The sequence below is a fragment of the Arthrobacter sp. B0316-5-4 genome (assembly GCF_059090325.1).
This window is the reverse complement of record NZ_JBNHFN010000001.1, coordinates 915,511-926,965: the sequence shown is the minus strand read 5'-3', so window position 1 is coordinate 926,965 and position 11,455 is coordinate 915,511. Positions and strand designations below refer to the sequence as shown.

Genomic DNA, 11,455 nt, shown 5'->3' with positions numbered 1-11,455 from the left:
CCATGACCACCCCCGCAGAAACCACGTCTGCCGCGGAATCCGGCGCCCCCACGTCTGCTGTTGAGCAGCGGCTCGCCGAACTCGGTTTGACCCTCCCCGAGGTCGCCGCCCCGGTAGCCGACTACGTACCCGCCGTCGTCTCCGGCAACTACGTATACACGTCCGGACAGCTGCCTTTTATTAACGGCAAACTCGAAGCTACGGGCAAGGTCTCGCTCGGCGAGTTGGGCACCTCCGACGAGCCCACCGTCAGTCCCGAGGACGCAAAGCGCTACGCCGCAGTGTGCGCGATCAACGCCCTCGCCGCCGTCAAGAGCGTCATCGGCGATCTCGACCGCATCACCCGCATCGTCAAGGTTGTCGGATTTGTATCCTCCGACCCCACGTTCACCGGCCAGCCCGGTGTGATCAACGGTGCCTCCGAACTCCTCGGCCAGGTCCTTGGCGACGCCGGCAAGCACGCACGTTCCGCCGTCGGCGTTTCCGTCCTGCCGCTCGACTCTCCTGTTGAGGTCGAGATCATTGCTGAATTCAGCTAAGGAACCGGTTCACCCAATTGCCGCAGCTTGCACGCCGCCTGTTCGTTTTGCCCCCCGAGCTCGAAGGGGCGGCACGAAACTGGCTTGACCTCGGCGAGCGGACCCCCCGGGCCGCCCGCTACGCCTCATCTGTTGTCCTTTTGCGGGACTCGCCCACGGGTCTGGAGACCTGGCTTGGTTATAGGCCGGGGTCTTCGCCCTTGGGCGTTGTCGCTTTCCCCGGCGGCTCCCTGGACCCGTCCGACGACGACCCCGTCGGCTGGTTGGGTCCCTCACCGCAGCATTGGGCTGAGCAGATGGGAACGGACGACGTCGGACTCGCCCGCCGCCACGTGGTGGGCGCCATCCGCGAACTCTTTGAGGAGACCGGCGTCCTGCTCGCTGGGCCGGACGCGTCCTCCACGGTTGAGTCAAACTCCACGGTGGATTGGATGCGGGCCCGGGAAGCAGTAGCGGCGCAGGAGAAGTCCTTCACCGAGATGCTGTCCAAGCGTGGGCTCTCGCTGCGGACCGATCTGTTGAAGCCGCTCGTCAACTGGCTCAGCCCGGATTTCGCGCACACCCGGTTCAACACCCGGTACTTTGCCGCGACAGTGCCTGTGAATCAACAGCCTTCGATCCTGGGGAGCAAGGGCGTCTGGGGGCGCTGGGTTTGCGCTGCCGAAGCTATCGCCTTGCGGGACACTCCTGCGCTTGGCGACGAGGTGGGCCAGGCCAACACCGTAGGCCTCAACCTTGGCCAGCTCCTGGTGCCCGGCTCTGAGATCATGCTCGAGAAAATGGCCGCCGCCAACGGCTGCATCGCCTATCTGAGCTACAAGCGCAAAGCCCACGTGTACCAGGCAAAGCTGGTGGACGAAGGCGGGATCCTGATGCTCGAAGTCGAAGCCGCCCGGACCATAGCCGGCGAACCCCAGCGCGAACGCTGACCAACCCTCGCTCACGTTCCGCCCGCTTGAGCCGAACCCTCGCTCACGTTGCTCCTGTTTGAGCCGAACGCTCGCTCACCAAGGCAACAAAAAGCCGCCCCGGTCCATCGACCGGGGCGGCTTTTTTGAATGCTCTAGCGGGAGCGCTGGCGGAGGCGCTGCATGTCGAGGATGACCACTGCGCGGGCCTCGAGGCGGAGCCAGCCGCGCTGTACGAATTCGGCCAGAGCTTTGTTCACGGTCTCGCGGGAAGCGCCAACCAGCTGGGCCAGTTCTTCCTGCGTCAGTTCGTGGGCAACCAGGACACCGTCGGTGGCCGGGCGGCCGAAGCGGTCAGCCAGGTCCAGGAGGGCCTTGGCGACGCGGCCCGGAACGTCAGAGAAGACGAGGTCCGAGAGGGAGTCGTTAGTGCGGCGAAGGCGGCGGGCCAGGGCCTGAAGCAGCTGCGCGGAAACTTCCGGGCGTGTGCGCAGGAGCGCGTTGAGGCTCTCGTTCTTGAGGCCAGCCAAGCGGGTCTCGGAGACGGCTGTAGCCGTGGCGGTGCGCGGGCTGGGGTCGAACAAAGCCATTTCACCGAAGAGTTCACCCGGGCCGAGGATGGCGAGCAAGGACTCGCGGCCGTCGGGGGAGGTGCGGCCGAGCTTCACCTTGCCGGAAACGATGAAGTAGAGCTGGTCACCCTGGTCGCCTTCGCGGAACACGGAAGCCCCGCGTGAAAGGTCCACCTCTGTGAGTTCGTCCGTCAGCAGGCGGAATGCGTCGTCGTCAAGGGTGGCGAAGAGGGGTGCGCGGCGCAATACCTCGATGTCCATGAAATCTCCTGAATATAAGTTTCGGTCGTGGCGCTTCAGCCATTGTTTCAGAATTTTTGGGCTTCTGTGACGTACTTGGCATGCGAAACGCTGAAACGGCGCGGGTTTGGCGCCTTCAGCGCCCGTCTCTGGCCAGTAATCAGTCCAAATGCGTCATCCGGCGTGATGTGACTAACGGTTGGCTGTCAGGGTCCGCAACTAGAATTGTCGCTACCCGGCTATGAGGAGCATTGGTGTTTGGCTTGACGATATTGGATTTGGCATTGATCCTGATGCTGCTCTCCTACCTGATCTACGGCCTGCGCAACGGCTTCATGGTCACGTTGGGCGGGATTGCCGGTTTCGTGGTCGGCGCCATTGCTGCCTTCGTAGCGGTCCCGCTCGTCAGTGGCTGGGTGAGCGACAGCGGCTGGAGGCTTACCGCCACGGTGGCCGCCGCCGTCGTACTTATTGCTGTCGGTCATGGACTGGGAACCATGATTGGGCGTCGTATCCGCCACGCTGTCCGGATCAAGCCGCTGCACGCTGTCGACAGGCTGATCGGTGGCGTGGTGAGCGTAGTGGTCGCTGCGCTGGTGATGTCCATGCTCGCATTCAGCATCAGTTCGCTGGGCGTGCCGTTCGTTTCGCAGCAAATCGCGGAGTCCCGCGTCATCCGTTCCATTGACAATCTGACACCGACGCCGGTCAAGAGCACCATGGCGCAACTCAGGTCGACGGTGATCGGCGATGGGATTCCCAAGCTCATCGAGGGCATTGGGCCCGCAACCCCGCTGACCATCCCGAACGAATCAACGGACACTCCCGCGCTGAACCAAGCCGCCCAATCTGTCCTGAAAATCGCCGGCACGGCCTACGAATGCGGTCAAAACCAGACCGGATCCGGATTCGTTGTTTCGCCCGGGCGCGTCGTCACCAACGCGCATGTGGTGGCGGGCGTGTCGCAGCCTGTGGTGGAAATTCCCGACGGCGGTGCGCTGCCGGGTCGCGTGGTCTACTTCGACTCCCAGCGGGACATCGCAGTGCTGGCCGTTGACGGCCTCCGGTCCGCACCGTTGCCGCTCAGCGCCGACCTGCCGGCTGGCACCCCGGCTGCTTTCGCAGGGTACCCGCATGGCGGCCCGTTCCAGTCGAAACCGGCTACCGTGCAAGGTATCTCCACCATCCTGGTTCCGGATATTTACGGCAATAACCCGTCACCGGAGCTGGTGTACAAGCTCGCCGGCGACGTCCAGCCTGGAAACTCGGGCGGACCACTGCTGACGACGCAGGGGCAAGTGGCAGGGCTGATCTTCGCCAAGACCACCACTGACGCCGCCCTTGGCTTTGCCCTCACCATGGAAGACCTTGAGCCCGTGGCAGCCCAGGCGCCCGGACTCAACAGTGCGGTTTCAGCCGGCCAGTGCACCCGTAAGTAGGCCATCCCTCGCTCACATCCCGGCCGTTTTTGGGCGACGCTCTCTCACATAGTGGCGGTTTTTGAGGAACGCTCTCTCACTTGGTGGGCGGAGTTCCCTGAGGCTTCTACACGGCTATAGATTGGGAGCCATGACTGAAGCCACTCCCGCCACCGAAGCCGGTCGCGGCACCATCCTTGTGATCAACGGCCCCAACCTGAATCTCCTGGGCACCCGAGAGCCCGAAAAGTACGGCACGTCCACGCTGGCCGACGTCGAACAACTCGCCATGGCGGCCGCGGCCGCCCACGGCTTCACCGTGGACTGCGTGCAGTCAAACCACGAGGGCGATCTTCTTGACGCCATCCATGCGGCACGAGGCAGCGCAGTGGGCATCGTGATCAACGCCGGTGCTTACACGCACACATCCGTGGCCCTTCGGGACGCCTTGGCGGCTGTGCAGCTCCCCGCCGTCGAAGTCCACATCACCAACGTTCACCAGCGCGAGGAATTCAGGCACCACTCGTACCTGTCGGGCGTGTGCAGCGCCATCATCGTGGGTGCCGGCGTACTCGGATACAAGCTCGCTATCGATTACCTGGCCGACGCCGTCTAAAAGCCGCCGTAGGTGAGCGAGCGTTCCCTGGAAGCGGTAGGGATGTGAGCGAGGGTTGGCGGGAAGCGGTAGGGATGTGAGTGAGGGTCAGGAGTCCATGCTCGCGTAGCGTTCCGGCCGGGCGAGCACCTGGCTGATCTGCGCCGTCCCCGCAGCGACGGCCAAGCGGACCAGCAGGAACCCGGCCGCGAACACCCCACCGATGGTCACGAACACCACGGGTTGGGTCAACAACACGGCACCGGTGAGCGGGAGGACCAGGACGGCCGCCGCTGCCGCCGAAATGCCTGCCACCAGGAAGAGCGGCGACATCACGGCCTTGACCCTGGCCGCCACCATGAGCTTCTGCGGCATGCCTACCCGGTCCAGGGCCACCAGCATCGGCGCCCGGTCGAGCACCGCCGCGGCCTGGTTCACGCCAGCGGAACACGCCACCATCAGGAACGAACCCAACAGGGTGATCATCACGCCGGTGTTGATGTCCCGCACCAGCAAGGCAGTTTCGTCGCCGGCACTGCCGCCCATGGTGTCCGCGACGGCCATGCCCACCCCAACGAACACCCCCACGAAACTGGTCATCGCGACGCCCCCAACTTGCCGCCACGATTCCTTAGGGCTTTCGAGCACAGTCCTGGCAGCCAAAAGTTGCTCAGGACGTTTGGCGCGCTTGAGCTGCGACGATGCCCGCAACCGCAGGATCCACGGGCCCATGAGGTTCAACGCCAGCAGAGCCAAGCCGAAGCAGCCACCCATGACCGCGATGATCACGATGAACGCGCCGAAGCTGCTGAGCATCCCCATGGCCACCACGCCGATGACCACAACAACAGCCGCGATGAGCCCGCGAACCCAATGGGCGCCGTCGGCCGTTTGCCTTGTCCTGACGCCCAAAGGCGTTACCACAACCTTCCGAAGCCCAAGCGCCGCGCTCGCGGCTGCCAGGACGCAGACGGCAAGAACGCATCCAAGGATGGAGGGCACGGAGAGCCAAGCGTGGCTTCCTATGGCCTGCCCGCGGAACTGAATCAGCCCCAGGAACGGGGCGGTGCAGGCGTACAGCCCCGCGCCGGCCAGCGCGCCCACGGCCGCCAGAGCCGTGGATTCCATGACCGTCATCCAGACGACCGTGGCGCTGTTCGCGCCCAAAAGTCGCAAGGAGGCCAAACGGTCATCACGACGCCGGGCGGCCAGTCGGGCAGCCGAGGCGCCAAGGGTCAGCAACGGGATGATCAGCAGCACCATCGCGACGACGGCCAAGGCCTGGTAGGTTCCGGCGATATCGTCCGTCCAAGACCAGAAAACCTGCGAGCCGCCTGCCACAGTGAGCAGCAGTGCAGTGACTGTGCCGAACGCAAGAATGGGCAGGCCGGCGTCCCGGAGACCCGTTTCCCGGACGCTGCTGCCGTTGCTCCGGGCGAGATAAGGGACGAGGCGGAGGGCCATGGTGAGGCTAGACATTGAAGGCACCCTTGAAGTTGGTTGCTGCGGGCGCGGCTGGACTGGAGGGTCCACCGTTATCGGCCACGATCCGGCCGTCCCGCAATTCCACGACCCGTTGGCAACGGGCAGCGACGTTGGGATCGTGCGTAACCACCAGCAAGGTTCGGCCGTTGGCTGCAACGGAACCAAGCAGTATGTCCAGCACTTCACTGGACGTGGCTGAATCGAGGGCTCCCGTGGGTTCATCGGCAAAGACCACCCGGGCGCCGGTCACTTGGGCCCGGGCAATGGCGACGCGCTGGACCTGCCCGCCGGACAACTCACCCAGGCGGCGCTGCTCCATCCCGCCAAGGCCAAGTGCGGCCAGCCATTCCGCGGCCCGGGATTCCGAGGTGGCCCTGTCGGTGCCGTTCAGCATCAAGGCGAGAGCCACGTTTTCGATGGCCGTCAGTTCCGGAAGGAGCATGCCTTGCTGGAAAACGAAACCGAACTCCTCGCGCCGCAAACGGGACAGCGCAGCGTCACCCAAGGTGTCCAGTCGTAAAGCTGACGAGGGGGTGTTCAAGGTGACCGAACCGGCGTCGGGCCTCAAAATCCCGGCGAGGCAGTGCAGCAGGGTGGTCTTGCCGGAACCCGAGGCTCCAATGATCGCAATGGATTCGCCGGTGTTCACAGTGAAGTCGACGTGGTCCAAGGCGAGGCTGCCTGGATAGTGCTTGGTGAGTTGCTGGGCGTGGAGGATGGCGTTCATACATCCAGCATCCCGAAACGGACCATCGCCGCGCGTCAGTCCACCGGTTGAACTCCCCGCTCAGCCACCCACCCGCGGTATGAGAGCGGCCTAGCTGGGTTGGGCGCCCGCGATCCTCAGCTTCGCCACGTTCTCTTCCAGCACCCGCCGGGCGTCCTCACCCAGCAACGAGTCCGTGATGAGTTCGTCGGCCTGCTCCAACTGGGCGATCGAAGCAATGCCCACCACGCCCCATTTGCTGTGATCGGCCAAAATGACCGTGCTCCGCGCGGAGGCCATGAAGGCACGGTTGGTCTCAGCTTCAAGCAGATTGGGCGTGGTGAAGCCTGCTTGGGCGTCCATGCCGTGGACGCCAAGGAACAGGACGTCCAGGTGGAGTTGCTTCAAGGAGGCGGTGGCAATGGGTCCAACCAAAGCGTCCGACGGCGTACGCTCGCCACCGATCAGGATGACGGTGGAACCGAACCGGGCAGGGCCGGAGGAGGCGCCGTGATGAAAAAGGTCGGCGATCCGGACAGAGTTGGTCACCACTGTGATGCGGGGACCGTTGACGAGTTCCTTCGCCAGCGCCCAGGTAGTGGTGCCGGCGCCGAGCCCAATCGCCATGCCCTCCTGGACTATCGAAGCGGCTTCCACGGCAATTGCGTGCTTCTCGGCAGTCAGCTGCGTGGACTTGAGCTCGAAACCGGGCTCGTGGGTGCTCGCATCGCCGGGCAGTTTGGCGCCGCCGTGGATGCGCTCCACCCGACCGGATTCCTCCAGGGCTTCGATGTCGCGCCGCACGGTCATGGGGGAGACGCCAAGGAGTTGGGCGAGGTCCGAGACCCGTACGACGCGTTCGCGCTGGACGGCGTCGATGATGGCGGAGTGGCGTGCTGCCTGAAGCATCAGGGCCTTTCTGGGAACCTCGTCAAACGTGCGGCTGAGTCTGGCTCCAGTCTAGGACGCAGGACTCCCCGAGGGCGGTAAGGCACCGCAGCATGAACGCACGACGGCGCCGCTCACCACGGGAGGCGAGCGGCGCCGTCGATAATCCGCGCCGGGAAACGCTACTTGCGGAGCGAGTCGGCGATCTGGGTCATGATGCCGGGGTCTGCCAGGGTGGTGGCGTCGCCGGTGTCGCGGCCCTCGGCGATGTCCTTAAGCAGACGGCGGACGATCTTGCCGGAGCGGGTCTTGGGCAGTTCCGGCACGATCAGGAGCTGCTTGGGCTTGGCGATCGGACCGATTTCCTTGCCCACGTGGTTGCGCAGTTCCAGGACGGTTTCGTCGCCGTTGTTCACGGCATCGCCACGGAGGATCACGAACGCGACGACGGCCTGCCCCGTGGTTTCGTCAGCGGCACCAACCACGGCGGCTTCGGCGACGGACGGGTGGCTGACAAGGGCGGATTCGATCTCGGTGGTGGAGAGCCGGTGGCCGGACACGTTCATGACGTCGTCAACGCGGCCAAGGAGCCAGACATCGCCGTCTTCGTCCTTCTTGGCGCCATCGCCGGCGAAGTACATGGCCTCGAACCGGGACCAATAGGTGTCCTTGAAACGCTCGGGGTCGCCCCAGATCCCGCGGAGCATGGAAGGCCACGGTTCGCGGACCACCAGGTAGCCGCCTTCGCCGTTGGCCACCGAAGCGCCGTTCTCGTCCACCACATCCACGGCGATACCGGGCAGCGGGACCTGCGCCGACCCCGGCTTGGTGGCGGTTACGCCCGGCAGCGGCGCGATCATCTGGGCACCGGTTTCGGTTTGCCACCAGGTGTCCACGATGGGTGCCGGGTTCTCCTTCTTCTCGCCGTTCTTACCTGCGTTGGCGCCGATCACGTTGCGGTACCACATCCAGGCCTCGGGGTTGATGGATTCGCCCACCGAGCCCAGCACACGGATGGAGGAGAGATCGTACTTGTCCGGGATCTCCCGGCCCCACTTCATGAACGTACGGATCGCGGTGGGTGCCGTGTACAGGATGGAGACCTTGTACTTTTCCACGATTTCCCACCAGCGGCCCTGGTGCGGGGAGTCCGGCGTGCCTTCATACATGACCTGGGTGGCGCCATTGACCAGCGGCGCGTAGGTGACGTACGAGTGGCCGGTGACCCATCCGACGTCGGCGGTGCACCAGTACACGTCCGTTTCCGGGTGGAGGTCGAATACTGCCTTGTGCGTGTAGGCGGTCTGGGTGAGGTAGCCGCCGGTGGTGTGCAGGATGCCCTTGGGCTTACCGGTGGTCCCGGAGGTGTAAAGGATGAATAGCGGGTGCTCGGAGTCATGCCCGACGGCGGTGTGCTCGGTTTCGGCTTTATCAACAGTCTCGGACCACCAGAGGTCGCGTCCTTCCACCCACTTGACGTCCTCGCCGTTGCGCTTGACCACCACAACGTTCTGGACAGTGTGTCCTTCTTTGGAGAGGGCTTCGTCCACGGCTGGCTTGAGCGGTGAGGGCTTGCCGCGGCGGTAGGTGCCATCTGCGGTGACAACGAGCTTGGCTTCAGCATCCTCGATCCGGGAGCGCAGGGCATCAGCGGAGAAACCACCGAAGACCACCGAGTGCACGGCCCCGATCCGGGCGCAGGCAAGCAGCGTGATGACGGCCTCGGGAATCATGGGCAGGTACACAGCAACGCGGTCACCCTTGGCAACACCGAGGGCTTCGAAAGCGTTGGCGGCCTTCTTTACCGCTTCCGTCAGCTCCGCATACGTGTAGCTGCGGGTGTCGCCAGGTTCGCCTTCAAAGTAGATGGCAACGCGGTCGCCCAGTCCGTTCTCCACGTGCCGATCCAGCGCGTTGTAGGCGGCGTTGACCTCGCCGCCAACGAACCACTTGGCAAACGGCGGGTTGGACCAGTCAAGGGCTTCAGTGAAGTCCTTGTCCCAGGTCAGCAGCTCGCGGGCCTGCTTGGCCCAGAACGCGGGGCGGTCCGCCTCAGCCTCTGCATAGGCGTCAGCGCTGGTGACGGCGTCGGCCGCGAACTCCGCCGACGGCGCGAACTTGCGGTTCTCGTGCAGGAGGTTTTCGAGGGCCTCGACGTGTGTGGATCCGGTGGTGTCCTGGGACATGGTGAACCTCATTATTCATCGATCTTTGCTTCGCGGAGCCTTTCCGGGGGTCCGCGCCCGAGCCGCGTTCCGGCGTCGGGCAGGTCCCGCGGAAGGTCCGCAGAGTGCTGTCCGCCAACAACACTATCGCTTTGGAAGGTCCTACGTGTGCGTGGTCACAAACGTGGCCGTGAGCGGCGTAAATTTAGCGCCGAATGGCGGCTGGGGTCGTGAGGAACCGCTTACATGACGACGACGGCGGAGCCGGGCCGGCGCCGTCGGGGCGGAAGTCGGGCGGCGATTACTGTAAGGGACCTTGGAGTTTGCTGTGGGCGAAGCCGTATGACCGTTTTCTGCTGGAACCCTGTCAGTGGGGTGGCATAGGCTGAAGAGGCCTTGGGACGCATTTTCTGGCGTGTCCGGTTTCCCCGCAGAATCCTGTGGAGAGGACCGGGCCGGACTGTCCAAGGCACCGCCGTACGAAGGAGAAATAGATGAACCAGCTGAGCCCAGGCCCGCACGACTCACAACCGACGGGACCGGACACCACGGCTGGAACGGCCACCCCTGCAGGTGGCGACGCCGCCGCCAGCAACGCCCACAGCGGTACCACAAAGGACCCGTCCGGAGCGCCAGCCACATATGAAGCTGTGGCCGGCCCCTTCACCATCAGGGACCTCACCGTCTTCGGCTCCACCCTCATGATGTTCGTAGCGTCCCTCCTGCCAATGTTCGGAGAGCAATACAACCTGTGGAACCTTGGAAACCTGTTCTTCCTGCTGCTGGGCATCATCCTGCCCCTGGTGGTGACGGCGCTGGTCGTCGCCCGCAGGCTGCAGCCAAAGACCATCGTGCGCGTCGGCTCCCTGTCCATTGACCAGTTCGCGTCGGTCACGGCTTCCTTCGCTTTCCCCCTGTTCTTCCTGACCATCGCCAACTCCTTCAACGGCAGTGTGCTGCTGGGCTTGGTCGGATCGGTTGGCCTGCTGGCTGCGACCGTACTTGGCCCGCATCTTCCGTGGCTGTCTGCCGATTTCAAGGGTCGCGCTGAAACGCCGGCGCACATTGTGGCCCGCGAAGCAGTTGTACCTAGCCGTAAACCTGCCGCTCCCAAGGCCCCCAAAGCTCCCAAAACGGCTGCAACTTCGTCTACTCCTGGCGTCCAAGGATCGGCGCCCGGATACCAAGCTCCCAGTCCTGTAGTTTCAGCCGGCGCCCCCGGCGCCGCAGGTTCCAGCCCGTTCGCTCCGGCTGCCCCGGCAGAGGCCAACGCAGCGGAGGCTCACGCAGCGCAGGCCACCGTGGCGCCCGCCACCGCGGCGCCCGCCACCGTTCATTCAGCCGACGGCACCGCTGGTACCGCGCCTGCTCCATCCGGTACCGCACCTGCTCCATCCGGTACCGCACCTGCTCCGTCAGGTGCAGGTGCGTCGCCGGCAACTCCTGCGGCTCACGAAGCCACGAGGAACGGGGCTGCTGGGTCCAGTGAAGGGGACAAAGCCCCGGCGTCCGCTCCGGAGCCCGCCACCACCCAGCACGCGACTCAGCCCGCTGCCGGGCAGTCGGCCGCCAACGCCCAGGCCGCGGCGCAGCAGCCCCCCGCGCAGCAGCCCGCGGCGCAGCAGCCGTGGGCTGCCACCATGGCCACGCCCATCGTTTCCGGTGACACCCGCCGGGTCAGCGACTCCATTGGCGCCACCGTGGACCCAGCAAGTCGTCCCGAGGAGTCCGATTCCCCCGCGTATGAGGCCTTCTGGTTCGCGGTCGCCCAGCCACGCACGGCGTACGACGAACACTCCGGCGCTCCTTCCTTCACCATAGAACCCGGCGGCTGGGTCCTCGCGCTTGAGGACCGAGGACACGAATTCCTGGTGCAGGACACTGACGGCAAGGTTGGGGTCCTCAGGGAGCTCAGCAACATCGAACGCGGCTAGGCGAC

10 protein-coding genes are annotated in these 11,455 nt (G+C 64.9%); 5 read left to right on the top strand and 5 right to left on the bottom strand.

Annotated elements, in window-relative coordinates:
* The first annotated feature begins 2 nt into the window (after nt 1-2).
* Together AC5RU9_RS04220 and AC5RU9_RS04215 are read left to right on the top strand one after the other, a co-directional pair.
* Nucleotides 3-539: a RidA family protein gene (locus AC5RU9_RS04220; RefSeq protein ID WP_494015440.1), complete on the top strand. Its 537-nt coding sequence runs from the start codon at nt 3-5 to the stop codon at nt 537-539.
* 17 nt (nt 540-556) lie between these two features.
* Nucleotides 557-1,468: an NUDIX hydrolase gene (locus tag AC5RU9_RS04215; RefSeq protein WP_494015439.1), complete on the top strand. Its 912-nt coding sequence runs from the start codon at nt 557-559 to the stop codon at nt 1,466-1,468.
* Nucleotides 1,469-1,602: 134 nt separating this feature from the next.
* On the opposite strand, the gene AC5RU9_RS04210 is transcribed toward AC5RU9_RS04215, so the two are convergent.
* The gene (locus tag AC5RU9_RS04210) at nt 1,603-2,280 is read right to left on the bottom strand and encodes a Crp/Fnr family transcriptional regulator (RefSeq protein WP_011775987.1); all 678 of its coding nucleotides are present in this window, start codon (nt 2,278-2,280) and stop codon (nt 1,603-1,605) included.
* A gap of 233 nt (nt 2,281-2,513) precedes the next feature.
* On the opposite strand from AC5RU9_RS04210, the gene AC5RU9_RS04205 reads away from it, so the two are divergent.
* Both AC5RU9_RS04205 and aroQ read left to right on the top strand, forming a co-directional pair.
* Complete coding sequence (locus tag AC5RU9_RS04205; RefSeq protein ID WP_494015438.1) at nt 2,514-3,698, top strand: MarP family serine protease; 1,185 nt, start codon at nt 2,514-2,516, stop codon at nt 3,696-3,698.
* A 130-nt stretch (nt 3,699-3,828) separates the two neighbouring features.
* On the top strand, nt 3,829-4,293 hold the full coding sequence (gene aroQ / locus AC5RU9_RS04200) for a type II 3-dehydroquinate dehydratase (RefSeq protein ID WP_494015437.1): 465 nt from the start codon (nt 3,829-3,831) through the stop codon (nt 4,291-4,293).
* Between the two features lie 87 nt (nt 4,294-4,380).
* Here the strand turns inward: aroQ and AC5RU9_RS04195 are convergent, their stop codons facing one another.
* The 4 genes from AC5RU9_RS04195 to acs all read right to left on the bottom strand — a co-directional run bounded on the left by AC5RU9_RS04195 (nt 4,381) and on the right by acs (nt 9,537).
* Entirely contained in the window at nt 4,381-5,736 is a 1,356-nt protein-coding gene (locus AC5RU9_RS04195) for an FtsX-like permease family protein (RefSeq protein WP_494015474.1), read from the bottom strand.
* A 7-nt stretch (nt 5,737-5,743) separates the two neighbouring features.
* The gene (locus AC5RU9_RS04190; RefSeq protein WP_211713482.1) at nt 5,744-6,484 is read right to left on the bottom strand and encodes an ABC transporter ATP-binding protein; all 741 of its coding nucleotides are present in this window, start codon (nt 6,482-6,484) and stop codon (nt 5,744-5,746) included.
* Between the two features lie 90 nt (nt 6,485-6,574).
* Nucleotides 6,575-7,372: a DeoR/GlpR family DNA-binding transcription regulator gene (locus tag AC5RU9_RS04185; protein ID WP_494015436.1), complete on the bottom strand. Its 798-nt coding sequence runs from the start codon at nt 7,370-7,372 to the stop codon at nt 6,575-6,577.
* 161 nt (nt 7,373-7,533) lie between these two features.
* A complete protein-coding gene (gene acs / locus AC5RU9_RS04180; protein ID WP_494015435.1) occupies nt 7,534-9,537 on the bottom strand; it encodes an acetate--CoA ligase in 2,004 nt (667 codons plus the stop codon).
* A 473-nt stretch (nt 9,538-10,010) separates the two neighbouring features.
* Between acs and AC5RU9_RS04175 the strand changes: the two genes are divergently transcribed.
* Nucleotides 10,011-11,450, top strand: a complete 1,440-nt coding sequence (locus AC5RU9_RS04175; protein WP_494015434.1) for a hypothetical protein — start codon at nt 10,011-10,013, stop codon at nt 11,448-11,450.
* Nucleotides 11,451-11,455: the final 5 nt, after the last annotated feature.

Bases quoted from the DNA above. Each gene is read 5' to 3' on its own strand.
- acs (WP_494015435.1), bottom strand. From the start codon at position 9,537: ATGTCCCAGGACACCACCGGATCCACACACGTCGAGGCCCTCGAAAAC.
- AC5RU9_RS04210 (WP_011775987.1), bottom strand. From the start codon at position 2,280: ATGGACATCGAGGTATTGCGCCGCGCACCCCTCTTCGCCACCCTTGAC.
- AC5RU9_RS04190 (WP_211713482.1), bottom strand. From the start codon at position 6,484: ATGAACGCCATCCTCCACGCCCAGCAACTCACCAAGCACTATCCAGGC.
- AC5RU9_RS04195 (WP_494015474.1), bottom strand. From the start codon at position 5,736: ATGGCCCTCCGCCTCGTCCCTTATCTCGCCCGGAGCAACGGCAGCAGC.
- aroQ (WP_494015437.1), top strand. From the start codon at position 3,829: ATGACTGAAGCCACTCCCGCCACCGAAGCCGGTCGCGGCACCATCCTT.
- AC5RU9_RS04175 (WP_494015434.1), top strand. From the start codon at position 10,011: ATGAACCAGCTGAGCCCAGGCCCGCACGACTCACAACCGACGGGACCG.
- AC5RU9_RS04185 (WP_494015436.1), bottom strand. From the start codon at position 7,372: ATGCTTCAGGCAGCACGCCACTCCGCCATCATCGACGCCGTCCAGCGC.
- AC5RU9_RS04220 (WP_494015440.1), top strand. From the start codon at position 3: ATGACCACCCCCGCAGAAACCACGTCTGCCGCGGAATCCGGCGCCCCC.